Raw genomic sequence first — 24,464 nt, 5'->3', positions numbered from 1 at the left:
GGGACGTCATGGACGAGGTCCCCTTGCGCGCGGTGGTGATCGGCTCGGGCGTCGGCGGCGCCGCCGCGGCGCTGCTCCTGGCGCGCGCCGGCATCCCGACCGTCCTCGTGGAGAAGGAGCGCCGGCTGGGCGGCTCCGCTGCGGCGTACGAGCGGGACGGCTTCCGTGTCGATACAGACACGCACATGCTCTGCCGCGGCGAGGGCGGCCCGCTCGGCGACGTGCTCCGTCGCGTCGGCCAGGGCGACGCGATCACCTTCCTCCAGAGCAGCGAGCCCGCCGCGCTCTGCCTGGCGGGCGCGGGCCGCGTCGTCGTCCAGGCCGAGCTCCGGCGGCTGGCCGGGTCCGCGCGGGAGCTCGCGCGCGGCCTCGAGCTCACGGCCCTGGAGGCCGCGCGCGCCGCGCGCCTGCTCGCGCACGCGACGGCGATGCGCGACGTGGACCTGGCCGCGTGCGACGAGATCACGGCCGAGGCGTACGCGGCCCGCTTCCTCCCGCGCGCCGCGGCCGCCGCCCGGCTCGGCGGGCTGCTGGCGTTGCCGCTGCTGCTGCCCGGCGCCGAGGCCTCGGCGGGCGAGGCGCTCCTCGCCTGGCGCCGGCTCGCCCGCGCCGGCCAGCAGCGCTACCCCGAGGGCGGCGCGGCGCGGGTGCCCGACGTCTTCTGCCGCCTGGCCCGGGAGCTCGGCGCCGCCGTGTGGACGGGCGCGGCCGTGCGCCGCGTGGTGGTGCGCGATCGGCGCGTGCGCGGCGTGGAGCTCGAGGACGGGACCGCGCTGCCCGCGCGCATCGTGGTGAGCACCGCCGGTCTGCTGCCCACCGTCTCGGGCCTCGTGGGCGAGCCGCACTTCCCGGAGGCGTACGTGGCGCGCGCCCGCGCGCTCACGCCGCAGCCGGGGCCGATCCAGGTGAAGGTCGCGCTGCGCAGGCGGCGCGTCGCGGCGGGCGCGCTCGCCGGCCTCGCGGGCGGCGGCGCGACGTCGTTGCCGTTCTACTGCCTCGTGCCGACGCGCTTCGACCCGTCGCTCGCGCCGCCCGGGCATGAGCTGCTCTGCGCGGTCGCCGTGTCCGGCGCGCGCGGCGGCGCTCCCGCCGCGTCCGTCGACGGGCTCCTGCGCGCGCTCGACGGCGCGGCGCCCGGTTTGCTCTCCGACGCGATCTTCGTCGACGGCTCGCCCGACGGCCGGCGCGGGGACGCCGGCGCTGCGGGGGACGCGCCTGCGGCGGGGACCGCGCAGACGCCGGGCCAGGTCGGCCGCGCGCGCCCCGCGGTGCACACGCCCGTCCGGGGGCTCTACCTCGCGGGGCGCGCCGCCGGCGGCCGCGGCGCGGGGATGGAGCTCGCGGCCGCGAGCGCGATGGAGTGCGTCGATCGCATCCTCGTCGATCTGGGCCGCGATCTCGGCGCGCCCGCGCCTCCGGCGCTGCGCGACATCGCCGGCGCGCTGCTCGGGCGAGCCGCCGCTTCCACCTTGTCCTGGGTCACGCGCCCCCGCGGCTAGGCGCTCTCGAGGGCGCTCAGCGCGGGGTCGAGGAGCCGCGGCTGGCGCGCGCGAGCGCGTCGAACGGGAGGTTCTGATCCTCGAACACGGCGTCGAGCTCCTCGCTGCCCCGCTCCCGCACGCCCGAGCGCGGGGACAGCTCGGGGCGCACCGACGAGGGCGGGGCCAGGCGTGCCGACAGCGGCGCCATGGTCCTGATCGAGGTCGGCCCCTCGGTGCCCGAGGGCGCGCCGGGCGGGACCGAGCGCACCGAGGTGGGCGCGTTCGCCATCGAGCGCAGGGACGGCGGGCTCGGCAGGCGCGTGGAGGAAGGCGGCCCGGCCTGCGAGCTCGACGGCGGCATCGGCGTGGGCCGGTGCGACGGGGTCGGCGGCGCCGGGAGCGCGCGCGACGACGCCGGTGTGCCGCCCGGCAAGCGCGACGACGGCGGCGGCGGCGCGCTCGGGTGCGCGCGCATCGAAGGAGGCGGGCTCGACAGGATCCCGCGCGCCGGCGCGCCGCGCACCGAGGGGGGCGGGGTCGAGAGGGGGGCGCTGCCGGCCGACGCCGGCTGCACCGACGGGAGGCCCGGGAGCGCGCGCGTGGAGGGCGGCGGCACCGAGCGGGGCAAGCCCGGGGGGGCGTACGGGCTCGGCTGCGCGGTGCGCACCGACGGCGGGGCACGGAACGACGGCGGCGCGCTGGACGGAGGGACGGGGGTGAGCGTGTGGCTCGTCAGGGGCGTCCGGACCGAGGGCGGGGAGCCGGCGCGCGACGAGGGCGGCGGCATGGTGCTCTCGCTCGCCGCCGCGTCGCCGCGCCGGGGCGCGAGCCGCGGATCGGCGCCCGGGACCTGCCGCTGCGCCGCGCGCGGATCCACGCCCGCGGCCCCCTTGGCGCCGACTGTCTCGCTGCGCTGCGCGCCGATCAGCGTGTAACGCCCGCTGCCCTCGTCGCGCCGCCCCTCGTCGCGCCGCCCCGCGTCGCGCTCGCGCTGCGCGCTCATCTCGCGCGTGTCGCGCAGCGCACCTCTCAGCATCGCCTCGAGCTCGCGCTCGCAGACCTCCTCGTCGAGCCGCACCAGCGTCGAGCGGACGTCCCGGGCGAGCGCCTCGAACTCGGCCGGATCCGTCGCGTAGACGCCGTTGGAGAGGATGATCGCGAGCGGCCGCCGCTCGGCGGCGATCGTCGCTGCGGTCGCCGCGTCGCAGCGGTGCAGGAGCACCCCGCAGCCCGGCGCCACCGTGAGGCACAGGCTGAAGAGCGCCGGCCACGCCGGATCAAGGACCACAAGAATGCTGGGTACATGAAGCGGGGTTGCGGTGATCTGCGCGCGACGGTCCATGGCAGATCGAGGATAACTGAAACGAACCGGTTGATCGTAGTTCTCTTTCTCTAGCTCGGTCATTTTCGCTCTGCTTGCGCGTGCTGCAATGTGGCCAGCGGCGCAGATCTCCTACAGCTTGATTGTCTGTGTGCCGCGCGGCGCGAATTGCGCGCCGTCGCCGCGCGCCCCCCGCCGCTTTCGTCACCGCGTGTCATCGCCGCGCGCGCCGCCAACCCGCGCGCGGCGCGCCGCCCTCTCTCCTCTCGCGTCCGACCGCCGCGCGGCGCCCTCGCGCTGGGCTCGGCGCGAGCGGAGCGACGCGCGTCCTCCGCCGGGATGAGCGGCGGAGGGCGCGCGTCGCGGAAACGCCGGTATCGCGGTGGGCGCCGTGTCTCCGGTGGACGCCCGGCGATGACGTGGTGCGATGCCCGCGCCGTCGCCTCGCCGGGCGGCCGAGGATCACAGCCCGGTGTAGATGGTCGCGAACGAGGCCGCCTCGCCGCGGAGCAGCAGGTTGAGCCGCGGGTTCGGGACCTTGAAGGTGTGAATCTTGGCGTTCCGCACGTCGAGCACCGCGAAGGCGCCGCCCGGCGTGCTCTCGGCGAGGCCGTTCATCAGCAGGTTCAGCACGACCGAGACGCGCTTCGACGAGAGGGGCTCCCCGCGGAAATACATCTTGATCACGTGGGGCGTCCCGTCGATGACGAGCCCGAGCTCCGGGTTCACGTTGATCTCGAGATCGCCGAGGCGGTACGTCGACGCCGGCGGCTCGAACCACGTCATCTTCGCCGAGGCGAGGAACTTGCGGTATCCGTTCACCACCGACGGGTAAATCCGGCGGCGCCGCTCGTCGTGCTGGGCGGCCAGGAAGCCGTCGAGCACGCTGATGGGCTTTCCGCTCCTGTGCATGTCGACGATCGCCTCGCGCACCTGCCTGTAAAAGTCCGTGTGGAGCTCGTCCTTCCGCTCCTTGAACTCCCTGACGCCGGTCAGCTTGGGCGTCCCGGCCTTGAGAACGAAGTCGACAAAGTACGTGAGCGAGATCTTTTCCATGAAGAAGTCTCCTCCAAACGAAGCGTTCAGGCGCGCCATTTACAAGCGTCGTGCGAGAGACACGCCGTCGCGCCGCGTTCTTGATGTCTACCATGGATAGCCATCTTGGACCCGTCCGGAAAGGGATCGATCGGACGGACATTGTCCCAACCTGTCAGGGGCGGACGGCCGGGGCGTTGCGCGTAAAAAGTCGTGTGAAATCAAATGGTTACAAGTATCGGAAGAGCTCTTCGCGCCGGTCCGCGCCGGGTTCCGGTAGGCTCTGCCGGACCCTGAAGAGAGGAGGCGCGCCGCGATGAGGAGCGACAGATACCGACTGTTGTCCGGGGGTATCCTGTGGATAACAGGAATTGGCAGGGCGACTCGATGCGTCGACGCGGTCGGACGTGGTCTGTCACAGCCCGGTGCTCGACAGCGCTTGACGCCGACCGCGCGCGCGGGACGGCGCCGGGCGACGGCAGCGCGGGGGGACGGGGGCGCGGCGGAGGCATGGCGGCGGCGCGGCGGACGAGAGGAGCGTGGGTGATGAACATCAGGTCTGAGCGCGCGGGCGACGAGGCAGGGATCCGCGCTGTCCACCGCGCGGCGTTCCCCTCGGCGATGGAGGCCGAGCTGGTCGACAGGCTGCGGGCCGCGGGGCGCGCGGTGGTCTCGCTCGTCGCGGAGATCGACGGCGCCATCGTCGGACATGTCCTGTTCAGCCCGGTGGCGATCGCCGGCCCCGGCCCGACCGGTGGAGGGCTCGGCCTCGCGCCGCTCGCGGTCTTGCCTGCTCTCCAGGGCCGCGGCGTCGGATCCGCGCTGGCGCGAGAGGGCATCGAGGCGTGCAGCGGCGCTGGCTGCGCCTTCGCCGTCGTCCTCGGAGCACCGGAGTACTACGCCCGGTTCGGGTTCAAGAAGGCCAGTCTGTTCGGCCTGGGCAACGAGTACGCGGCCGACGAGGAGTTCATGGCGATGGAGCTCGCCGAGGGCGCGCTGAAGGACGCCCGAGGCGTCGTGACCTACAGCCCCGAGTTCGGCGTCTTCGCGGCCTGATCTGGATCTGGAGAGAGATTCAACGCAAAGACACAAAGGCGCAAAGGCGCAAAAAAAGAACAGCTTTCATGCATCCTTGCGCGTTTGCGCTCCTGGCGTCTTTGCGTTGAAATCTCTCTCCTCTCGCGAGGCAGAGCCGTGGCAGGACTTCTGACCCGCGGGACCGACGGCGCCCGCGCCCGCGTGTGTCAGACGTGACGCCGGTGCCATGGCGGCGCCGCGCTCGCCTGTGTCCGATGTCCAGGCGACGAGCGCCATGTGGATGGCGGAGGGACGCGGCCGCCTCAGGCGGGAACGGGCGCGCTTACGGGTCAGGCCGCCGAGCGACGCCACGCGGCGCGCGCGTCGACGCCGTGCTCGGCGAAGCGGGGCACGTAGTCCCGCTCCACGGCGCGCTCGAGGATCTCGCCGTAACGGGCGACCGGCATGAGGCCCCAGGCGCGGTCGTCGTCCGAGATCGCCGCGCGACGGGCGCCGCCGGCGGGCATGTAGCTCTTGCGCATCCGGGCGAACATGGAGGGGAGCTCGCGCTCGACCAGCAGGCGCACGGCCGGTGCGCACGGCAGATCGAGCAGGTAGCGGAGCAGCGTCCAGCCGAAGTCGCGGTGCCGCACCTCGTCGCGCAGGATGCGGTCGAGCGCCCGGCGCGCGACAGGGACGATGCACCCCTCGCGGAGCACCTTGAAGAGCGGGACAGCGACCGTCTCTCCGAGGCAGAAGATCTCGACGCCCGCCCGCGCGACGGCCAGCTCGAGCGGCTCGTCGTCCTTGCCCTTGAGCCCCAGCGTCTCGCGGCGGAGCGGCGCCAGGGCCCCGCCGCCCGCGAGGACGTGGACCCGATGGCTGAGGCGCGCGTGCGCGAGCTCGTCCTTGACGATGCGCAGGCCGTCGTCGATGAGATCCGGCGACGCGCCCATCTGGATGAGCCAGAGCGTGAGGTGCTGCGTGATCGCCGCCGAGCGGTACTCGGCCTCTATGCGCCGCCCCCACTCGCCGCGCACCGCGTCGCTCGCGGAAGGGAGCGGGGCCCGCGGCGCAGGGTCGGCGTCTGCGGCGCCGTCCTGCTCCGCGTCGGCGTCGGCGGCGCCGTCCTGCTCTGCGTCGGGGGCGTCCGTCATGGGGTCACGCTATGCGCTGGGTCCTCTGGCGGCAAGACGGGCGACGGGAGCGCGCCGGCCGCGGTCAGTCGGTGGTGGTCGCCGCGGAGGGCGGCACGCAGACGTGCTTGGTCAACCCGCACGCGGCGCAGGTCACGTCGCCCGGGGACGCGGCGACGCAGGGGTTGACGACGACCTCCTGACAGCGCGTCCCGGCAGGACACGCCGCGTCGACCTCGCCGCACGGCAGGCTCGGAAAGCAGCCCACCGCGGCGAGCGCCGGGGTTCCCGTGCCCTCGGCGCACCCTGGCACAAGCCACTGACATGTCGGTCCCAGGCCCGCGCACTCCTCCCCGGTGGCGGCCGTGAGACAGTCCCCCGGGGGCGGCGGGGGCGGCGGGGGCGGTGGGTTGCAGGAGACCGCGATCGTCACGGACCACGTGCCGTCGGCGCCGCAGGTCACCACGGTCGGCTCGGGGCAATCGGGGGGGCCGGCATAGGAGCAGCTCTCCCCGAGCAGCTCGCACGCGCTGCCGGTCGTCGGCAACGACTCGGGGCACGCCGGCGGCGGCGGGTTGCAGGAAACCTCGCTCTCCACGCGCCACGCCCCCTCCGCGCACCTGTAGCCGATGGGGTTGTCGCAACCATCGATGTAGCTGCAGGACAGGTCGTCCGCGTCGCAGCTCGACCTGCGTTCCGGCATCTCCTCGGGGCACGCCGGCGGCGGCGGCGGGTTGCAGGACATCTCGCGCTCCACGCGCCACGCCCCGTCCACACACGCGTAGTCGATGGGGTTATCGCAACCGTCGATGTAGCTGCAGGACGGGTCGTCCCCGTCGCAGCGCGATCCAGGTGCCGGCATCTCCTCGGGGCACGACGACGGCGGCGGGTTACAGGCCCACCCATCGGGACAGCCGTCGTCCACGGTGGGGTCGCACCCCGGCAAGGCCACGGCGCCCGCGAGCGAGGCCGCCGCGGCGACCGTCACGATGAAGGGGGCCCTGAGCACCTTCCGCTTCTTCTGCATCGTCATGACCTGCTACACCCTTTCTGTGGCACAACATGGCGCAAGGCTCGTCCTTGCGCCCTTCAAGGGCCACGTCGAGCAAGCAAGGTGCCACGACGGTCGACGGCAGCGACGCCGCTACCGGCACGCGCTGATCCGCACGTCGTCGATGTTCCAGCCCGACATGGGCGCGCCGCCAAAGGCGATGACGGCGCTGTAGCCGAACCGCACCCTCAGATCCGGGTTCCTGTACGGCGTGAGATCGTACGTGACGTCCCTCCACGCGGACTCGGTGACATCGTCGAGCGGAGACTCGTAGACGATCCTCCAGCGCGATCCGTCGAAGACCTCGACCCGGGCCTTGTTGCGGTAGCTCGTGTTCAGCCAGCGCCAGAACGACAGCGTGACCCGCCCGCGCACCGCCGCGTCGACCGCGGGGCTCGTCAGGTAACGCTGCGGGTGCGGCGCGGTGATGCTCGGGCCGCCGCCGAGGAGCACGCCCGCGACACCGTTGTCGCCGGCCTTCGTGTGATCGCTCGCCGGATCCGGGAACCCCGCGCGCTGTCCGCGGGACGCCCGCGCGGGGCCGATCTCCCAGCCGGGCGCGAGGCTCCAGCGGGCCGCGTTGTCCGAGAAATCCTCCGCGAACAGGACCTCTGCCGAGCACGGCGCGCCCGGGCCGTCGCCCCCGGGGGCGCCGCGGAGCGCCGCCGGCGCGGACGCGGCCCAGTCCAGCGCCAGAGAGCCGTCTCGCTCCGCGATCCACGGCTCGCCCGTCGGGCCGGCGGTGCACCCCGCCACGGCGAGACCGCACGAGACCGCGGCCCGTCCAATCCACGTCTTCATGGTCGCTCCTGCGAACGTGCAATGCCCCCGGCGCCGGCACCATTCCGCATGGCCGCCGCGCAGCGCCGAGAGCACGTGTTTGTAGGACCGAACCGGGGCGGTGGACAGCCCAGGTGAGCGGCGCCCGATGCGGTGAGATCGGCGTCATGCGCCCTCTGACACGGCGATTCTGCCATCGCCCTGGGGCGACCTGAGCCGTACCCGCGCCAGCGCCGGCGGGGCGATCACGCGACGGGCGGATCAGCGGGGCGCCGCCGCGGCTTCGGGCGGCGGAGCCGGCGGGATCGGCGTGCGCGAGATCGTCTCGCGCGTCGTCACGTCGCTGATCATCAACGTGAGCAGGAGGCCGAGGAGGAGCGCCGACACGATCATGGGGAGCGCGTTCGCGAAGCGCTGCTCGACGAGGTGCATGAAGAACAGCAGCACGAGCACCGTCTTCACCGTGGCGATGAGCAGCGCCGCGACGACGTCGCCCCGGCCGAGGTGGGCGAGCGAGAGGAGGTACGAGGCCAGCGTGAGCGCCATCAGGGCGAGCCAGACGATCACGTAGGTCCGCGAGGAGAGGTGCTTGACGGTCATGGGTGCAACGTGCCGTTAGCGGTGCATCAGGTAGAGCATCGGCCAGAGGAATATCCAGATCACGTCGACGAGGTGCCAGTAGAGCCCGCCGAGCTCGACGTGCGTCTCGTTGCCCGCGCCGTACCGGCGCCGGAGGCACCCCCACGCGAGCCAGCCGAGGACCACGAGCCCCGCCGTGACGTGGACGGCGTGGAGGCCGGTCGAGACATAGTACAGCGTGAAGAACAGCCGCGCGCCGGCCTGCGGGAGCTCCTCGAAGCGGTAGGCGGCGCCGGGGAAGATCCCCTCGTGGAAGTGCGCCGCGTACTCGATGCCCTTCAGCGTGAGAAAGGCGGCCCCGAGCGCGATGGCGCCGAGCAGGAGGCGGCCGGCCCGCGCCGGCCGATCCAGGCGCACGGCGTAGACGCTCAGCGCGACGAGCAGGCTGCTCGTCAGGAGGATCGCCGTGTTCGCCGTGCCGATCGGGGCGCTGTTGTGCGCGATGCCGGCGGCGAACTCGGCGCCGTACATCGCGCGGTAGCCGGCGTACAGGCCGAAGAGGCCGCCGAAGAGGAGGACCTCGCTGGCGAGGAAGATCCACATGCCGAAGTGCGCGGCGTGGGTCTGCTTCTCGAGATCCTCGAACTGCATGGCGAGCCGCGGCGGGGCGAGCGGCTGCGGCTGCGGTTGCGGCTGCGGTTCAATGAGCGGCGGCTGAGATTCGAGCATGGGCCTCCTCCTCGGTCAGGTGGTAGTCGTACGGGCCGCGCTCGACGATCGGGGTCACCGGGAAGTTGTGCTTCGACGGGATGGGCGGCGTGATCCACTCGTAGCTGCGCGACCTCCACGGGTTGGCGGGGGCGCGCGCACCCCAGCGCAGGGCGATGAGCAGGTTCACCAGCGAGAGCACGAGCGCGGCCCCGAGCAGGTAGGCGCCCCCGGTCGAGAGCACGTTGAGCCACTGGTACTGCTCCGGGTAGCTGTAATAACGGCGGGGCATCCCGGCGTTGCCCAGGAGGAACTGGGGGAGGAACGTGAGGATGAACCCGAGGAACGCCCCGAAGGACGTGAGCAGCCCCATCGGCTCGGAGTACATGCGGCCGAACATCTTCGGGAACCAGTAGTGCGCGGCCGCCAGGAACGCGGTGAGCGTGCCGCCGACCATGATGAAATGGAAGTGGGCGACGACGAAGTACGTGTCGTGCCAGTGCACGTCGAGCGACTGCGTCGCGACGGCGATGCCCGTCATGCCCCCGAAGACGAAGAGGAACAGGAACCAGAGGAAATAGAGCATCGGGGTGTTGAGATGGATCGACCCCTTCTGCAGCGTCGCCACCCAGGTGAAGACCTTGATGGCGGAGAAGATCCCGATGAACATCGAGAACGCGCCGAAGATGCCGGCGTCGACCTCGCTCATCCCGGCCACGAACATGTGGTGCCCCCACCCCGCGAACCCGATGAGCGCGATCCCGAGCGACGAGATGGCGATCGCCCAGTAGGACGCCGGCTGCCGCTGCGAGAAGGTGCAGACCACCTCGCTGATGACCCCGAGCGCCGGGAGCACCATGATGTAGACGGCAGGGTGGGAGTAGAACCAGAACAGGTGCTGGAACAGCACGGGATCGCCGCCCAGCGCCGGGTCGAAGAGGCCGAAGTGATAGACGTGATCCGCCCCGACGAGCAGGATCGTGAGGCCGAGGACCGGGGTCGCGAGCAGGATGATGATGCTCGTGCTGTAGATGGCCCACACGAAGAGCGGCAGGCGGCCCCAGCCGAGCCCGCGGGCGCGCATCGTGTGCGTGGTCGCGATGAAGTTCACCGCGGTCATGATCGACGAGATGCCGAGGATGAAGATGCCGATCACGACGGGAATGACCGCCGTGGGCGTGGTCGTGCTGTAGGGCGGGTAGAACGTCCACCCGGTGTCGGCGCCCCCGCCCACGGCTGCCCCGAGCGTGATCACGGCGCCGATCGCATAGACGTAGAGGCTCGCCAGGTTGAGGCGCGGGAACGCGAGGTCCTTGGCGCCGATCATGAGCGGGAGGGCGAAGTTCCCGAAGATGTTCGGGATCGACGGGATCATGAAGAGCCACACCATGACCACGCCGTGGAGCGTGAACATGCGGTTGTAGGTCGCCGCGTCGATCACGGTGGGCCCCGGCGTCAGGAGCTCCGTCCGGAGGACGAGCGCGAAGACGCCGCCGAGCAGGAGCATCGGTATGATGAGCGCGTAGAACATGATCCCGATGCGCTTGTGATCGGTCGTGAGCAGCCACGAGCGCACGCCCGCGTCGGATCGCAGATAATCGGCCTCGTGCGCGCCGTGCCCCGGCGCTACCCCCTCGATCTCGTGTGCGATCATGGCGTCGTCCCTCCCGGCGCGGCGGCGCCGCTCCCGCCCACGCCGCCGTCCCACGGCACGACGGGGCCGCGGGGCACGTCGCGGATCGATTTGATGAGCTCGATCATCGCGGCGATGTCCGGCGGCGTGACCTGCCCCAGATACGACGGCATGACCGGCTGGAACCCGCGGTGCATCGCGGCGAGCGGGTCCATGATCGACTCGGTGATGTACGCCTCGTCGGCGATGCGCTCGCCGCCGCCCTCGAGCGGCACGACGGCGCGGTACAGGCCCGCCCAGGTGGGGCCGATGTGCGGCGTGCCGTCGAGGGTGTGGCACCGGAGGCAGTTGTGGCGGGCGGCGGCGCGCTCGCCGCGGCTCGGCATCGTGGGCTCGGCCTCCGCGCGCTCCTGCTCCGCCTGCGCGGCGGCCTCCTGGGCGAACGCCGGCGTGCTCGCCGCGCCGCCGGCGAGCCAGCGCTCGTAATCGGCGGGCTCGAGCGCGATCACCTGGCCGCGCATCTCCGAGTGGCTGGTGCCGCAGTACTCCGTGCAGAGGATGGGATACGCGCCGGGCTCGCTCGCCTCGAACCAGGCCGTGGTGTAGCGGCCCGGGAGGACGTCCTGCTTGATGCGGAACGCGGGGACGAAGAAGCTGTGGATGACGTCGCGCGACGTCATGATGAGCTTGATCGGCCTGCGCGCGGGGACGTAGAGCACCGAGATCATGCTCTCTCCCTCGGGGTAGGCGAACTTCCACATCCACTGCTTCCCGGTGACGTAGACGTCGAGCGTGTCCTCGGGCGGCGTGCGCAGGTCGACGAACTGGCGCGTGCCGACGTTCCAGAACGCGAGGAACAGGACGCCGAGGCCGAGGAGCGTCACCGTCTCCAGGGCGAGCGCCGGCTTCGCGAGCGTCCCGGCGTGCGGCCGCGCGGTGTCCTGGAGGCGCCGTCGATAGCGGATGAGGAAATAACCGCCGATCAGCGTGATCAGGACAGCGCCGCCCATCGTCACGGAGACGACGATGTAGTGGAGCGCGTCGATCTCGCGGGCCAGCGAGGAGCGCTGTTCGGGCAAGAAGAGGATCTGGCGCAACAGCTCGTTCATCGCGCGCCCTCCCACCGCCGGCGCTGCCACCCTCGCCAGCCGAAGAAGGCGAGCAGCGTGAGGACCCAGGCCAGGATGCCGGCCGCGCCGAGCCGCAGGAAGCCGGCCACCTGGGGGCCGTAGCGGCGGCTCGCCGGGTCGTAGCGATAACACGTCATGAGGACCCGATCGAGGGTGGTGCCGACCTGCCCGCGGCTCGCCTCGAGCAGCGCGAGCCGGAGGTCGAGCGCGGGGAACTCGATGCCATAGAGATAGCGAGAGATGCGGCCCTCCGGCGTGAGCACGAAGACCGCCGCGGGGTGCGCGTACTGGTCGGTCTGCGGGTCGTGCGCGAACCGGAAGCCGAGATCGCCCGCGAGCGCGCGGATCTCGGGGACATCGCCGGTGAGGAACGGCCAGAGATCCGGCGCCGGCGCGGCCGCCATGCCCAGCGCCGCGAGCGTGGCTGTCCGCTTCCGCGCCGCGGACTCCGGGGTGTCCCGTGGATCGAAGCTCACCGTGAGCGCGCGGTAGTGCTCGCCGAGCCGGTAGTCGAGCTTCCCCATGCCGGATACGAGCCCGCGCAGCACGAGGCCGCACAGCGTCGGGCAGCGGTAATAGGCGAGGACGAGGAGGACCGGGCGCCGGCCGTCGAGGTGCGCGGCGAGCGGCGCGGCGCGCCCTTCCATGTCGGTGAACGACAGCGCCGTGTCGATGGAGCTCCCGAGGCGCTCCTCGATGTCGGCCTCGCGCGCGGCCGGCGGGAGCGCCGGCGGGTCGGCGGCGGCCGCGAGCGGCGCGCGCGAGAGCGAGAGGGCGAGGAGCGCCGCGGCGGAGAGGTGCGCCGTCCTCATCGGCTCTCCTCGGCGACGAGGCCCATCGCGTCCTCGATCGGGATCTGCACGATCCCGCGCTCCCGGTCGGCCCAGCCGAAGCGGCCGAGCTCCTCGCGCTTCCTGCGATTGAGCACCTTGCCGAGCCCCTCCTCGCCGGTGGCCTGGCGCCGGAAGATGCGCTGATCGACCCCGGCCACCACGCCGCGCGGCTGGAAGCCATCGCGCGCGTGCTCCATGGTCCTGCCGCCGGCGCGGAGCGCCGCCTCGCGGCCCCGCAGGATCATCCAGGACCAGGCGCCCAGGGTGGCGAAGATGACGATGACCGCGAACGCGATGGCCAGGATCCTCCGCCAGGGGAGGTGATCCTCTTCCTGGCGCACGTCGGGACGGCGGTACTGGGAGGTCATACGCTCTCGTAACGGAGTGCGGCCGGCAGCGCCGGGTCGTTGACGGGGACGAGCGGCTTGCCGCGCTGACGGAGCGCGGCGAACGCGACGCACGGGCCGACCACGGCGAGGAGCGCCGCGAGATCGAGCCAGTGGTACGGCGCGCGAACGCCGGAGGCCTCGGGCACGACGAGCCAGTGCATGTCGAGGTAGTGCGCGACGAGGACCCAGGCGGCGACCGCCGACAGCCAGGCCGGCCGCCGCTTGATCCCGTAATTGAGCAGGATCAGGAAGGGGATCACGAAGCGCGCGAGCACGAGGACGAGGGTCGCTGTCCCCCACGGGCCGTGGTAGCGGCGCAGGTAGAACTCCGCCTCTTCGGGCTTGTCCGCGATCCAGATCAGCATGAACTGGAAGAAGGCGGCGTAGGCCCAGAAGATGGTGAACGCGAGGAGCAGCCGGCCCAGCGCGTAGTAGTGCGAGCTGCTCAGCCCGGGCAGGAGCCCGGCGCGCTCCGAGGTGAACGTCAGCCCCGTGAGCAGCGCTATCGCCGCGACGAAGCCGCCGGCGAAGACGTAGACGGGGAACATCGTCGACACCCACGTCGGCGCGAGCGACATGAGCCAGTCGAACGAGGCAAAGGAGAGCGCCAGCGCGACGAGCGGCAGGCCGCCGACGCTGAGCGCGCGGAGCCGCCCGCCGCCCGCGAGCGCCGGGCTCGCGTCGCCCCGGAGCGAGCCGCGGCGCAGGAGGGCGCCCAGGGCGAGCCAGATGGCGAAGTAGATCCCCGTCCTCACGAGGAAGAAGGGGAGGTTCAGGTAGGGCGTCTTGTGGAGCACGATCGCCCGGACGTGCTCGTCGTGGATCGACTCGGGATGGAGCCAGTCCCCGTAGAGCGCGTCCATCCCGAGCAGGAGCGGGAGGAACAGCGCGGCGAGGGGCGGCAGCGCCGAGAGGATCGCCTCCGCGAGGCGGCGGACGGCCACGGGCCATGTCGCGCCCATCGCGTGGCAGATCATGAGGAAGATGAGCGCGCCGACCGCGGTGGTGACGGCGTAGGCGTAGGCCGCGAGGTACGCGTAGAAGACGCGCTCGCGGTCCACGAACGCGCCGACCACGAGCAGGACGGCGCCGAGGAGCGCGAGGCCGAGCGACCGCGCGACGAGCGCGCGGCCGCCCCGGAAGATGGGGATGCGAGGGACTCGTCCGTTCACGGGAGCTCCTTCAGGGCGCGCTCGCGCAGGGGCGGGGGGAGCGCGTCGAGCGCGGCGGCGCGGCTCCGCCCGAGCGCCTTCACATAGGCCACGATCGCCCAGCGCTCCCGGAGCGGGATGTGCGGCTCGTACGAGCGCATGAGGCCGTAGCCCTCGACGATGACCTGGTAGATGCGGCCGGGCGGGAACGCCTGCACGCGCGCGTCGACGAGCGACGGCGGGCGCCGCTGCGTCATGTTCCGCGCGACCTCCGACTCGCCGTCTCCGGCGATCCCGTGGCAGGCGCCGCAGAAGATCTCGTAACGGCCCTGGCCGTACCGGATCAGCTCCAGCGTGACCGGGATCGGGATGCGGTCGACGTGCGCGCCGCCCGCGACGCCCCGCGTGAGCCCGGGATCGCCGGTCACCCGGTCGTTCGGCACGGTGCCCTCGGGCGGGCGGCGCATGACGGCGCCGTCGTGGAACATCTCCGCCGGCTCGTAGGGCGCGTAGCGCTTCTGGCGGATCATGCGCTCGAGATCCAGCTCGTCGGCCTCGCCGCGCTCGTCCTGGGCCGGGGTCGCCGGGGTGCACGCGACGCAGAGCGCCGCGGCGAGGCCGGCGAGCGCGCCGAGGACGACGGAGCGCCCGCGCCTCACGGCCGCTCCTTTCCGGCCCAGGCGACGGTGAGCGCGCCGAGATCGGTGAGATCGCGCTCGGCGATGGGCCGGATGAGCGCCGGGTCGCGGGCGTCGATGCCGATCCAGAACCGGTCGATGGTGGCGCGCTCGAACCCCGGCACGTCGAACACCGGATTCCAGAGCTCGGGCAGCCTCGTGAGGACGAGCAGCACCACGAACCCGACGAGGGAGGTCGTGAGCACCATCATCTCGAAGGTGATCGGCACGAACGCCGGGGCCGCGTGCTGCGGCCGCCCGCCGACGTTGAGCGGGTAGTCGTAGGCGTTGTTGTACCACTGGACGAGGTAGCCCCCCGCGGCGCCCGCGAGCGCGAAGGGGAAGACGATCCACGTGAGCGGCGATCGACCGAGTCCGAGCGCCGCCTCGGCGCCGTGGACCGGGTACGGCGTGAACGCGTCGAGCCGCCGGTATCCGCGGCTCCGGAGCTCCGCGAGCGCGCGGAGCATCGCCTCGGGCGTCTCGAACTCGGCGAGCAGTCCTCTCTTCATGTCAGTGCTCCTCCTTGCCGAGCTCGTGGTTCAGCTCCTTGACCTCGGCCACGGGGATGAACGGGAAGAGGCGCAGGAAGATCAGGAAGAGCAGCAGGAAGAAGCTGATCGTCCCGGCGAACATCGAGATATCGACCCACGTCGGCCGGTAGGCGTGCCACCCCGACGGGATGAACTCGCGCTGCAGCGACATGACGATGATCACGAATCGCTCGGCCCACATCCCGACGTTCACGAGGATGGAGATGATCCAGAGCAGGACCATGTTCCTCCGGACCCGCGAGGACCAGAGGAGCTGCGGGACGAGCACGTTGCAGAACATCTGCGCCCAGAACACGGCGGCGTTCGGGCCGGCGGGGCGCGCGACGAAGAACTGGTAGATCTCGTATTCCGACGCGCTGTACCAGGCGGCGAAGAACTCGATGATGTACGCGTAGATGACGATCCAGGCGGTGACGAGCGCGAGCTTGCTCAGGTTGTCGATGTGCCGCTGGGTGATGACGCTCCCGAGGTGGAAGATGCGGCGCGCGGGGATGAGCAGCGTCAGCACCATCGCGAAGCCGGAGAAGATGGCCCCGGCCACGAAGAACGGGGGGAAGATGGTCGAGTGCCACCCCGGGACGAGCGCGGTCGCGAAGTCGCTGCTCACGATCGAGTGGACCGAGACGACGAGCGGCGTCGCGAGCCCGGCGAGCAGCCCATAGAGGATCCGGTAGTGGCGGAAGGCGCGCGCGGAGCCGCGCCAGCCGAGCGACAGGATCCCGTAGACGATCCGCCGGCCGCGGTCCGGGGCCCGGTCGCGCAGGGACGCGAAGTCCGGGATCAGCCCGAGGTACCAGAAGACCAGCGAGACCGTGAAGTACGTGAAGATGGCCGCGGCGTCCCACGGGAGCGCGCTCTTGAACTGGGGCCAGACCGCGAGCGTGGAGGGGTAGGGGACGAGCCAGTAGGCGAACCAGGGCCGCCCGAGGTGCAGGAGCGGATAGAGGCCCGCCTGGATGACGGCGAAGAGCGTCATCGCCTCGGCGAACCGGTTGATGCTCGTGCGCCAGCGTTGCTCGAGCAGGAGCAGGATCGCGGAGATGAACGTCCCCGCGTGGCCGATGCCGACCCAGAACACGAAGTTGATGATCCCGAACGCCCAGCCGACCGGGATGTTGTTGCCCCAGACCCCGATCCCGGTCGTGACGGTATAGGTGATGGTGATCGCGAGCAGGGCCGTCCCGGCCCCGGTGAGGGCGAACGCCGCCCACCACAGCCTGGATCGCGGCTTCCACACGACCGACAGGAGATCTTCCGAGAGCGCCTCGTCGGTGGGCCGCCCGAGCAGGAGGGGCTGGGTCACGGCTTGACGAGCTCCGGGTTCTCGTTGTTGATGCGCGCGAGGTACATGGTCCTCGGCCGGGTGCCCTGGTCGTGGAGCACCACGTAGCTCCGCGGCTCGCCGCGCCACGCGACCATCTCCGTCTCCTGGTGAGAGAGCGAGCCGAACTGGATCGCCCGCGTCGGACAGGCCTGCTGGCAGGCGGTGACGACCTCCCCCGGGCGGATCTCGCGCTGCTCGACGCGCGCCGCGATCTCCGCGCGGCGGATCCGCTGGACGCAGTACGTGCACTTCTCCATCACGCCGCGCTCCCGCACGGTCACGTCGGGGTTGCGCTGGAGCCGCGCGAGCCCGTCGTTGTAGGCGTGGAGCTCGGTAAAATCGAACCAGTTGAACCGGCGGACCTTGTAGGGGCAGTTGTTCGAGCAGAACCGCGTCCCCACGCAGCGGTTGTAGGTCATCTCGTTGAGCCCGTCGGGGCTGTGCGTGGTCGCGTTCACCGGGCACACGTATTCACACGGCGCCTTCTCGCAGTGCTGGCACAGCATGGGCTGGTGGACGACGCCCGGGTCGCGCGGGTCGCCGGAGTAATACGTGTCGATCCGGAGCCAGTGCATCTCGCGGCTGTTCAGGACCTCGTCTTTGCCCACCACGAGGACGTTGTTCTCGGCCTGACACGCGACGACGCACGCGCTGCACCCGGTGCAGATCGTGAGATCGATCGTCATGGCCCATTGCCCGAGCGGCACCCCGGGGGCCGTCACCGCGGGCAGGAGCGACGGCTGCGGCCCCTTGAACGCCTCCGTGAAGTCGGGGTGCTCGCGGTAGACGGCGAGGGGGACCGAGAGCGCGATGGGGCGCCCGTGAAGGCTCCAGTGCGCCTGCGTGAGCGCGAGCGGGTGCTTCTCGCCCGGCCGCTTGCGCACCGAGGCGCCCGCCGCGAAGAACGGCGCGTCCGTGGTGCGGAGCCGGTACGCGTCGACCCCCACGCCGGCGGCGATCGACTCGGCGCCGCTCCGGCCATAGCCGAGCTGGAGCGACACCGTCCCGTCGGCGTGCCCCGGGGCGACGAGCACCGGTATCGAGATCGTCCGCCCCCCGAGCTCGACATCGACCATGTCCTCGCTCTCGACGCCGAGCGCCCTGGCGGTCTCGGGGCTGAGCAGCGCGGCGTTGTCCCAGGTGAGCTTGGTGATCGGGTCGGGCAGCTCGAGCAGCCACGGGTTGTTGGCGAACCGGCCGTCATACACGTTGGCGTCGGCCGAGAAGGCGATCTCGAGGGTCTCCGCGGGCGCCGGCGTCGCCGCGGCGAGCTGCCCGAGCGCCGCGGCCGCCGCGGCGACCCCGTCGGGCCGGAGCGCGGCGTTCTCGCGCGGGGCCGCGGTGCCCTCGACGAGCCCGCGCCGGAGCGCCTCCTCCCAGAACGCGTCGAAATCGGCGCCGCCCCGGCGCGCCCGCCACGCCTCGCGGAGCAGCTCGCGCGCGCTCCGGCGCGGCTCGCCCGCGAACACCGTGAGCACCTCGGAGGCCGTCCTGCCCTGGAAGAGCGGCTCGATGAGCGGCTGGATCAGCGAGATCGTGCCGTCGTAGGCGCGCGCGTCTCCCCAGGCCTCGAGGTCGTGCGCGGCCGGCACGAACCAGTCGCAGCCGGCCGCGGTCTCGTCCTCGTAGAGCCCGAGGTAGACGCGGCTCCGGACGGCGCGGAGCAGCCTGGCAAACTCGATGTCTGCCGGCGCCGTGTAGGCCACGTTGTTCTCGAGGATCACGAGCGTGTCGACGGCGCCGCGCCGGATCTCGTCGGCGAGCGCGGCGAGCTCCTGCTCCGCGCCGCCGGCCGTGACGAGCGTCCCCGCGGTGGCCCACGCCGCGCGGTCGTTGCGGAGCGCCGCGTTCATGAGGTGCGCGATCGCGTGGACCGGCGGCGGCTGCCGCTCCCCGACCACGACGACGCTCGCCGCGGCGCCTCGCGCGAGGTCGCGCGCGAGCGCCTGGACGAACGGCCTGTCCTCCGCGCGCACCCGCGCCCGGGCCGGCTCGAGCGCGCCGAGCGCGTCCGCGGGGATGGATCCGGGGCGCGCGCCCTCCGCGAGGAGCAGCTCCGCCGCGATCGCCGCGGCGAGCGCCGGCACCTCGCTCGGCCGGCGGCGCAGCCGGTGATCGGCGAGGCTCCCGGTCGGGCTCAGCCCGGGCTCGGCGACGTAGAGCCGGCTCATGGTGCCCGTCGGCGAGCCGATGCGCCTGCGCTCCGCGAACTGGCGCGCGTACCGCACGCTGAACGGCATCGACGCTAGGAAATCCGCGTCGAGCGCGAGGATGACGTCCGCCGTCCGGAAGTCGTACTGCGCCTGGAGCGGCGCGCCGAACGCGAGCTCGGCCCCGCGCGCCGCGTCGCGCGACCGGGCGGGCGCGTGGAACGTGAACCGGGCCGCCGGGTGGCGCTCCTGGACGCGACCGATGAGGGCCTGCGTGAGCGGCGAGCCGGTGGGCCTCAGGACGAAGCGGAGCCCGGCGCCGCGGTCGCCCCGCGCGCCGCCGAACTGCTCGACGAACGCCTCCCACGCGGCCGGCGCCGCGCCGCGCCGCGCCGCGCGCGCGCGGTGCTGGTCGTAGAGGCCGAGCACCGACGCCTGCTCGTGGACGCCTGTCGAGCCGAGGCTCGCCGGGTGCTCCGGGTTGCCCTCGACCTTCGTCGGCCGCCCCTCGTGGTTCTCGACGAGGATGCCCGTGGCGAACCCGTCGAGCTCCAGGCTGGTCGCGTAATACCGGAGGATCCCGGGGGTCACCTCCGGCGGCGTCGTCACATAAGGGACGATCTTGTCCGCGGGCCTCGCGTTGCACCCGGACACGCCGGCGAGCGCGATGCTCGCGCCGAGCAGCTTGAGCCAGGTCCGCCGGCTCACCGCGCCGGCGTCGCCCTCGCCGCCGGGGAGCGCCTGCGCGGCGGCCTCGCGGAGCTCCGGTGTCTCGAGGAGCTCCGCCAGGCTGCGCCAGTACGCTTTGCCCGTCTTGCCGTCGAGCGCGGAGCTCCATGGGATCTGTCTTCGATCAGCCATCGTCCCTCTTCAGGTCATCGGTGGATCGGCGCCTCCGCCGTTGCCAAGGTCCCCTGTTCGCCGAGCGATCGCCCTCCTCGCGCCCGCGCGCTCACCGGTGGCACGTCGAGCAGTGCGTGAGCCGCCGCACGCCGAGCTCCTGCGCGATCTGCCGGCCGATCCGCGCCGCTTCGGGGCCGGCGTCCCAGTCCATGTCCGCGACCGCGGAGGGCGGGCGGAGGTGTCGCTCCGGCGCCCTGTGGCAGTCGAGGCACCAGCCCATCGACATCGGAGACACCTTGTAGACGTCGGGCATCTGGTCCACGCGGCCGTGGCACGTCACGCAGCCGACCCCCTTGTTCACGTGGATCGCGTGGTTGAAATAGACGAAGTCGGGGATGTCGTTGACGCGGCTCCAGGGGATCGGCGTGCCCGAGAAATAGCTGCTGCGGACGAGCTGGAGCTTCGGGCTCTGATTCCATATCTGGCTATGGCACCCCATGCAGAGCGCCGTCGACGGCATCCCCGCGGTGCCTGTCCGCTCGACCGTGTAATGGCAGAACCGGCAGTCGATGGCGTCGTCCTGCACATGGTGCCTGTGGTCGAACTGCACCGGCTGCTGCACGGGCAGGTTCTGCCCGGTGTTCCAGTCGCTGCGCACGTAGAGCATCGGCGCTGCCACGGCCGCCGCGCCGCCGAGGAACACGGCGGCGATCGCGATCCGGAGAGCGGTGTTGCTCCAGCGTGGAAATACGGATGCCATGATCTCGCGTGGACCGCCGCGCTCACCCTGCGTCAACGCGGCCGTCTCCATCGATGCGAGGATCGCCGGGGCCGTTTCGCGGACTCGCCGCCTCTCGCGGGCCGGGGCCGGCGCGCTCGGGCGATCCCGGAGGCGCGCCGTCCGGCGTGCGTCTATCGCGCGCGCGTCAGAGCGTGTGAAGGCGCGCGATCTGCGCGCGGGCGATCTCTAGGACTCCGACGGTGAGGCAGCCCTGAGAAAGCGAACCACAAGAGCGAACCACAGAGGGCACAGAGGGCACAGAGGGCACAGAGGGCACAGAGTTTTTTCTGCTGTTCCTCTGTGCCCTCTGTGCCTCTGTGGTTCGAATCTCTTCTTCCCTGGGTGTTTCGAGCTGATCGGCGCTCTGGATCGTCGACGACCGAGCGCGGCGCGGCCCGCCGCGCCGGCGCTCACATCGACCAGCGAAGCCCGGCGTAGCGCGGCCCGAGGACGAGCTCGGTGGAGGGCGCCGGCGCGGAGGCGGCCTTCTTCTTCTCGGGCTCCACCGGCACCAGGCGGCCGCCGACGATCGCGAGCGGGATGCCGACGCCGGCGAAGATGAGCCCGCCGACGACGAGCGCGGCCCCGGCGCCTCCTTCGTCCTCGCCGTACGTCTCGCACTCCGGGTCGGAGCACTCCGAGGCGAGCGCCAGGCCCCCGCCGAGGAGGGCGATGGTGCCGAGGCTCGTCAGGACGATGCCCGTGACCATCATCCCCTTGCTGCGGCGCCGCATCTGCGGACGGGCCGGCGGCGGCGGGGCGCCTCCGGCGACCGGCGCGAGCGCGGCGCCGGTCGTCACCCGCGCGGCGCCGCTCGCCGGCGGGGCCGCGCCGCTGGTCGGTCGCGCGGCGCCGGTCGCGTCGGTCGCGCCGGTCGTCGGTGACGCCGCGGCGCGCGCCGGCGCGCCCGCGGGCAGCGGCGGGATGGCCACCGTCTCCGAGGCGCCCGCCCTGGTGACCTCGACGGTCTTCGCGAACGGCGCTCTGCCGGCCGCGGAGGCCTCGATCGTGTGCTTCCCGGGATCCACGGGCACCGGGATGCCCCACTGCGCGCGCCCCATGGGGGCGCCGTCGCGCTTCACCTGGAGGTCGGCCGGGGCGTCCGCGGGCGCCGTGATCGTCAGCCGGATGAGCCGCGGCTCCAGCGCCGTCGCGCGCTGCCGCGCGACCTTCTCGCGCTCCACCTGGCCCGCGGCCTTCGCCGCGCCGGCCACCTCGAGGAACGTCGACCAGGCGCTCGCCGTCCGGCCGAGCTGCTCGTAGCAGGTCGCCAGGTTGAACTGCGTCCCGATCCCCGGGTCGAGCCGCTGGCTCTCCTCGAGCTTCGGGCACGCGTCGGCGTACTTGCCCTGGGCCATGAGCTGCCTGGCCGCGTCGAACAGCGCCTGTGCTGCCGCGGTGTCGGCCCTGGCGTCGCGGCCGCCGCCCACGAGGGCGGCGAGGAACATCGCGAGCGCCAGCAGGCGCCCGAGGTGCTGCAGGGGCAGGCTCGTCATGCGTGGTGTCCTCACTTGCGATCGTCGAACAGGTTGCCGTTGGCCGGCGCCGCGGCCGGCGGGGCGGGGGCCACGGGCGGGCGGGCGGGCCGGGGCGGCGGGGAGGCGGCGGCGCCGGCGGCGCGCGGCGCGGCGCTCGCCGGGCGCGGCGCCGCCTTGACGCTGGCGGGCGCCGCGGAGGTGGCCCCGTTCGGGCCCGGCGCTGCCGCGGGGACGTCGTCCATCGGCGCGGGCGCCTCCACGGCGCCGGGCGTGACGGCCGGCGCGAGCGCCGCGGACGTCGCCGGCAGCGCCGCGGACACGGCCGGCAGCGCCGCGGACATCGCTGGCAGCGTCGCGGCGTCGGACAGCGTCGGCGCCGCCGAGGCGCTCGCGGACGGCTCTGCCGGCGCGTCGCCGGGCCGCGCGCGGCCGGTGAGGAAGGCGAAGGCCCCGACCGCGGCGACCAGCGACAGGCCGACGCCCAGCGCGACGGCGAGCCCGACGTGCCGCTTCCGCGTCACCACCGTCCCGCTCCACGTCGGCGACGTGCTCGCCAGGGTCGGGGAGGTCGCCACGCCGCCCGACGCTGTCGCCGGCCGCGGGGGGCCCGAGCTCCGCGCGATCCCGCTGATCCGCTCGACCGAGAGCCGCGCCCGCCCGCTCGCGAACGGCGCGAGCGCCGCGGCCAGCTCCCCGACGTCGCGGAAGCGCCGCTCCGGCGTCTTCTCCAGGCAGCGCAGGATCACGGCCTCGAGCCCCGGGGGGACGTCGACGCGGAGCGCGGCGAGCGGGCGGGGGACGCCCTGCATGATCGCCACGCAGAGCTGCGGCATGGTCGCGCCGTCGAACGGCGGCTCGCCGGCGAGCAGCTCGAACAGGATGACCCCGAGCGACCAGACGTCGGTGCGCGCGTCGACGTCGCGGGACGACTTGAGCTGCTCCGGCGACATGTAGAGCGGCGAGCCCATCACCGCCGTCGTGTCGGTGATCCGCGGGTCGGAGCCGCTCGGCGCCACCTTCGAGATCCCGAAGTCGAGCACCTTCACGCACGGCGAGCCGTCCGCGCGCCGCGTGAGGAACAGGTTCGCCGGCTTGAGGTCGCGGTGGACGATGCCCGCGGCGTGCGCCTCGGCGAGCGCCTCGCAGGCCTGGAGCACGTACTCCACCGCGGCCTGCGGCGGAACCCGCCCGCCGGCGCGCAGCGCGTCGGCGAGGTCGCTGCCCGACAGGTACTCCATCACCATGTACGGCGTGCCCGACTCGAGCGTCCCGACGTCGGTCACGCGCGCCACGTGCTCGCTCTTGACCTTCACCGCGGCGCGCGCCTCGCGCACGAAGCGCTCGGACAGCGTGCGCGAGCGCGCCGCCGCCGGCAGCAGCAGCTTGATCGCGACCCGCTCCTCGAGCTGGAGGTGCGTCGCCGCGACGACGACGCCCATCCCGCCGGCGCCGATCACCCGCTCGACGCGGTATTTCCCCGCGATCACCTGCCCCTCTCGAACCAGCCCGTCGGCTTCGTCGTGTGTCGGCGCGGTGCTCGTCATGGATCGGTCCCTTCGGCGCGCCGGACCGAGGCGCGCGTGGACGCGCGATCTTCATGGAAAACCCGGCGCAAAGCCAGCCCACGATAGCCGCCGGGCGGACGGCGATCAATCGCGTGGCTGCGCTCCGTCGCGCCGCCCGCGCCCCGCCCCGCCGCGCGCCGCGCCGCGCCCGGCCCCGGCGCCTCCCTGCCGCCCCGGGGCGCTTCCCCCGCGCGTGAATCCGGGAGATCATCGCGCGCGTCATGGAGCACGGCCCCCCCGGCAGCGCCAGCGAGCGGCGCCAGCGGATCCTCGAGGCGACGGAGCGGCTCCTGCGCCGGTACGGGCCGGCCAAGACGACCGTCGCCGACATCGCGCGCGAGGCCGAGATCGCGGTCGGCGCCGTGTACCTGGAGTTCGCCTCGAAGGACGCCATCGTCGAGGAGCTCTCCAGCGGGCAGCACCGCGCCGTCATGGCCGCCATGCGCGCCGCGGCCGCCGAGGACCTGCCCTTCTGCGACCGGCTGCGCGCGGTGTTCGACGCCCGCGCGCGCGCCTTCCTGGAGCTCGCCGGCTCCGGCGCGCACGCGTGCGATCTCGTGCATTGCCAGAGCCGCGCCGTGAAGGCGGCGCACGCCCGCTTCCTCGACGAGGAGCGCGCGCTCCTCCGCGATCTCATCGAGCGCGGCGCCCGCGCGGGCGAGCTCGACGCCGCCGACCCCGAGCTCGCCGCGCGCGCGCTCCTCACGGCCTACGCGAGCTTCTCTCCACCATGGCTGTTCCAGATCTCCCGCGAGGAGGTGGCGGCGGTGCTGTCCGCGGTCCACCAGATCGTCCTTTACGGCCTCGCCGGCCGCGATCCCGCGCGCAAGCCGGCGCGCTGACCCCTC

General features: G+C 72.8%; 22 protein-coding genes. 3 read left to right on the top strand and 19 right to left on the bottom strand.

The window, feature by feature from the left end; all coding sequences use genetic code 11:
* Positions 1-8 precede the first annotated feature (8 nt).
* Entirely contained in the window at positions 9-1,499 is a 1,491-nt protein-coding gene (locus WME76_RS20195; protein WP_437961704.1) for an FAD-dependent oxidoreductase, read from the top strand.
* 16 nt (positions 1,500-1,515) lie between these two features.
* Here the strand turns inward: WME76_RS20195 and WME76_RS20190 are convergent, their stop codons facing one another.
* Positions 1,516-2,769, bottom strand: a complete 1,254-nt coding sequence (locus WME76_RS20190; RefSeq protein ID WP_437961703.1) for a hypothetical protein — start codon at positions 2,767-2,769, stop codon at positions 1,516-1,518.
* Between the two features lie 495 nt (positions 2,770-3,264).
* The gene (locus WME76_RS20185) at positions 3,265-3,858 is read right to left on the bottom strand and encodes a hypothetical protein (RefSeq protein WP_061615524.1); all 594 of its coding nucleotides are present in this window, start codon (positions 3,856-3,858) and stop codon (positions 3,265-3,267) included.
* Positions 3,859-4,383: 525 nt separating this feature from the next.
* Here WME76_RS20185 and WME76_RS20180 point away from each other — a divergent pair.
* Entirely contained in the window at positions 4,384-4,893 is a 510-nt protein-coding gene (locus tag WME76_RS20180; protein ID WP_437961702.1) for a GNAT family N-acetyltransferase, read from the top strand.
* Positions 4,894-5,204: 311 nt separating this feature from the next.
* On the opposite strand, the gene WME76_RS20175 is transcribed toward WME76_RS20180, so the two are convergent.
* From WME76_RS20175 to WME76_RS20095, 17 genes are all read right to left on the bottom strand, one after another.
* Positions 5,205-6,011, bottom strand: a complete 807-nt coding sequence (locus WME76_RS20175; RefSeq protein WP_437961701.1) for a ferritin-like domain-containing protein — start codon at positions 6,009-6,011, stop codon at positions 5,205-5,207.
* Positions 6,012-6,075: 64 nt separating this feature from the next.
* Complete coding sequence (locus tag WME76_RS20170) at positions 6,076-7,023, bottom strand: hypothetical protein (protein WP_437961700.1); 948 nt, start codon at positions 7,021-7,023, stop codon at positions 6,076-6,078.
* Positions 7,024-7,134: 111 nt separating this feature from the next.
* On the bottom strand, positions 7,135-7,842 hold the full coding sequence (locus WME76_RS20165) for a hypothetical protein (protein ID WP_437961699.1): 708 nt from the start codon (positions 7,840-7,842) through the stop codon (positions 7,135-7,137).
* Between the two features lie 240 nt (positions 7,843-8,082).
* Positions 8,083-8,421 carry a cytochrome C oxidase subunit IV family protein gene (locus WME76_RS20160; RefSeq protein WP_437961698.1) on the bottom strand — a complete coding sequence of 113 codons (339 nt, stop codon included), beginning with the start codon at positions 8,419-8,421 and terminating at the stop codon, positions 8,083-8,085.
* A gap of 15 nt (positions 8,422-8,436) precedes the next feature.
* The gene (locus WME76_RS20155) at positions 8,437-9,129 is read right to left on the bottom strand and encodes a cytochrome c oxidase subunit 3 family protein (RefSeq protein ID WP_437961697.1); all 693 of its coding nucleotides are present in this window, start codon (positions 9,127-9,129) and stop codon (positions 8,437-8,439) included.
* On the bottom strand, positions 9,101-10,762 hold the full coding sequence (locus WME76_RS20150; RefSeq protein WP_437961696.1) for a cytochrome c oxidase subunit I: 1,662 nt from the start codon (positions 10,760-10,762) through the stop codon (positions 9,101-9,103). The genes WME76_RS20155 and WME76_RS20150 overlap by 29 nt, the downstream gene beginning before the upstream one ends.
* Positions 10,759-11,850, bottom strand: coding sequence for a cytochrome c oxidase subunit II (gene coxB / locus WME76_RS20145; protein WP_437961695.1), 1,092 nt, complete (start codon positions 11,848-11,850; stop codon positions 10,759-10,761). Before coxB ends, WME76_RS20150 begins: the two co-directional genes overlap by 4 nt.
* Positions 11,847-12,683 carry an SCO family protein gene (locus tag WME76_RS20140; RefSeq protein WP_437961694.1) on the bottom strand — a complete coding sequence of 279 codons (837 nt, stop codon included), beginning with the start codon at positions 12,681-12,683 and terminating at the stop codon, positions 11,847-11,849. The genes coxB and WME76_RS20140 overlap by 4 nt, the downstream gene beginning before the upstream one ends.
* Positions 12,680-13,072 (bottom strand): hypothetical protein, encoded by a 393-nt coding sequence (locus WME76_RS20135; protein ID WP_437961693.1) that lies wholly within the window; start codon positions 13,070-13,072, stop codon positions 12,680-12,682. Before WME76_RS20135 ends, WME76_RS20140 begins: the two co-directional genes overlap by 4 nt.
* A complete protein-coding gene (locus WME76_RS20130) occupies positions 13,069-14,265 on the bottom strand; it encodes a hypothetical protein (RefSeq protein WP_437283838.1) in 1,197 nt (398 codons plus the stop codon). Before WME76_RS20130 ends, WME76_RS20135 begins: the two co-directional genes overlap by 4 nt.
* Positions 14,262-14,903 (bottom strand): c-type cytochrome, encoded by a 642-nt coding sequence (locus WME76_RS20125; protein WP_437961692.1) that lies wholly within the window; start codon positions 14,901-14,903, stop codon positions 14,262-14,264. The genes WME76_RS20130 and WME76_RS20125 overlap by 4 nt, the downstream gene beginning before the upstream one ends.
* Positions 14,900-15,433, bottom strand: coding sequence for a DUF3341 domain-containing protein (locus WME76_RS20120; protein ID WP_437961691.1), 534 nt, complete (start codon positions 15,431-15,433; stop codon positions 14,900-14,902). The genes WME76_RS20125 and WME76_RS20120 overlap by 4 nt, the downstream gene beginning before the upstream one ends.
* A gap of 1 nt (position 15,434) precedes the next feature.
* On the bottom strand, positions 15,435-16,778 hold the full coding sequence (gene nrfD, locus WME76_RS20115) for an NrfD/PsrC family molybdoenzyme membrane anchor subunit (protein ID WP_437961690.1): 1,344 nt from the start codon (positions 16,776-16,778) through the stop codon (positions 15,435-15,437).
* Positions 16,775-19,810 (bottom strand): TAT-variant-translocated molybdopterin oxidoreductase, encoded by a 3,036-nt coding sequence (locus tag WME76_RS20110; protein WP_437961689.1) that lies wholly within the window; start codon positions 19,808-19,810, stop codon positions 16,775-16,777. Before WME76_RS20110 ends, nrfD begins: the two co-directional genes overlap by 4 nt.
* A 91-nt stretch (positions 19,811-19,901) precedes the next feature.
* Complete coding sequence (locus tag WME76_RS20105; protein WP_437961688.1) at positions 19,902-20,552, bottom strand: cytochrome c3 family protein; 651 nt, start codon at positions 20,550-20,552, stop codon at positions 19,902-19,904.
* A 431-nt stretch (positions 20,553-20,983) separates the two neighbouring features.
* On the bottom strand, positions 20,984-22,069 hold the full coding sequence (locus tag WME76_RS20100) for a hypothetical protein (protein WP_437961687.1): 1,086 nt from the start codon (positions 22,067-22,069) through the stop codon (positions 20,984-20,986).
* Positions 22,070-22,080: 11 nt separating this feature from the next.
* Positions 22,081-23,595, bottom strand: a complete 1,515-nt coding sequence (locus WME76_RS20095) for a protein kinase domain-containing protein (protein WP_437961686.1) — start codon at positions 23,593-23,595, stop codon at positions 22,081-22,083.
* A gap of 242 nt (positions 23,596-23,837) precedes the next feature.
* On the opposite strand from WME76_RS20095, the gene WME76_RS20090 reads away from it, so the two are divergent.
* A complete protein-coding gene (locus WME76_RS20090; protein WP_437961685.1) occupies positions 23,838-24,458 on the top strand; it encodes a TetR/AcrR family transcriptional regulator in 621 nt (206 codons plus the stop codon).
* The last annotated feature ends 6 nt before the right edge of the window (positions 24,459-24,464 follow it).

The organism is Sorangium sp. So ce119, assembly GCF_051524405.1.
GTDB lineage: Bacteria > Myxococcota_A > Polyangia > Polyangiales > Polyangiaceae > Sorangium > Sorangium cellulosum_G.
The sequence above is the reverse complement of the archived record's forward strand: the minus strand, read 5'-3'. Positions and strand labels throughout refer to the sequence as shown.

Excerpts from the sequence above, each read along its gene's own strand:
- WME76_RS20195 (WP_437961704.1), top strand. The coding sequence starts at position 9 with ATGGACGAGGTCCCCTTGCGCGCGGTGGTGATCGGCTCGGGCGTCGGC.
- WME76_RS20185 (WP_061615524.1), bottom strand. The coding sequence starts at position 3,858 with ATGGAAAAGATCTCGCTCACGTACTTTGTCGACTTCGTTCTCAAGGCC.
- WME76_RS20180 (WP_437961702.1), top strand. The coding sequence starts at position 4,384 with ATGAACATCAGGTCTGAGCGCGCGGGCGACGAGGCAGGGATCCGCGCT.
- WME76_RS20175 (WP_437961701.1), bottom strand. The coding sequence starts at position 6,011 with ATGACGGACGCCCCCGACGCAGAGCAGGACGGCGCCGCCGACGCCGAC.
- WME76_RS20170 (WP_437961700.1), bottom strand. The coding sequence starts at position 7,023 with ATGACGATGCAGAAGAAGCGGAAGGTGCTCAGGGCCCCCTTCATCGTG.
- WME76_RS20165 (WP_437961699.1), bottom strand. The coding sequence starts at position 7,842 with ATGAAGACGTGGATTGGACGGGCCGCGGTCTCGTGCGGTCTCGCCGTG.
- WME76_RS20160 (WP_437961698.1), bottom strand. The coding sequence starts at position 8,421 with ATGACCGTCAAGCACCTCTCCTCGCGGACCTACGTGATCGTCTGGCTC.
- WME76_RS20155 (WP_437961697.1), bottom strand. The coding sequence starts at position 9,129 with ATGCTCGAATCTCAGCCGCCGCTCATTGAACCGCAGCCGCAACCGCAG.
- WME76_RS20150 (WP_437961696.1), bottom strand. The coding sequence starts at position 10,762 with ATGATCGCACACGAGATCGAGGGGGTAGCGCCGGGGCACGGCGCGCAC.
- coxB (WP_437961695.1), bottom strand. The coding sequence starts at position 11,850 with ATGAACGAGCTGTTGCGCCAGATCCTCTTCTTGCCCGAACAGCGCTCC.
- WME76_RS20140 (WP_437961694.1), bottom strand. The coding sequence starts at position 12,683 with ATGAGGACGGCGCACCTCTCCGCCGCGGCGCTCCTCGCCCTCTCGCTC.
- WME76_RS20135 (WP_437961693.1), bottom strand. The coding sequence starts at position 13,072 with ATGACCTCCCAGTACCGCCGTCCCGACGTGCGCCAGGAAGAGGATCAC.
- WME76_RS20120 (WP_437961691.1), bottom strand. The coding sequence starts at position 15,433 with ATGAAGAGAGGACTGCTCGCCGAGTTCGAGACGCCCGAGGCGATGCTC.
- WME76_RS20110 (WP_437961689.1), bottom strand. The coding sequence starts at position 19,810 with ATGGCTGATCGAAGACAGATCCCATGGAGCTCCGCGCTCGACGGCAAG.
- WME76_RS20105 (WP_437961688.1), bottom strand. The coding sequence starts at position 20,552 with ATGGCATCCGTATTTCCACGCTGGAGCAACACCGCTCTCCGGATCGCG.
- WME76_RS20100 (WP_437961687.1), bottom strand. The coding sequence starts at position 22,069 with ATGACGAGCCTGCCCCTGCAGCACCTCGGGCGCCTGCTGGCGCTCGCG.
- WME76_RS20095 (WP_437961686.1), bottom strand. The coding sequence starts at position 23,595 with ATGACGAGCACCGCGCCGACACACGACGAAGCCGACGGGCTGGTTCGA.
- WME76_RS20090 (WP_437961685.1), top strand. The coding sequence starts at position 23,838 with ATGGAGCACGGCCCCCCCGGCAGCGCCAGCGAGCGGCGCCAGCGGATC.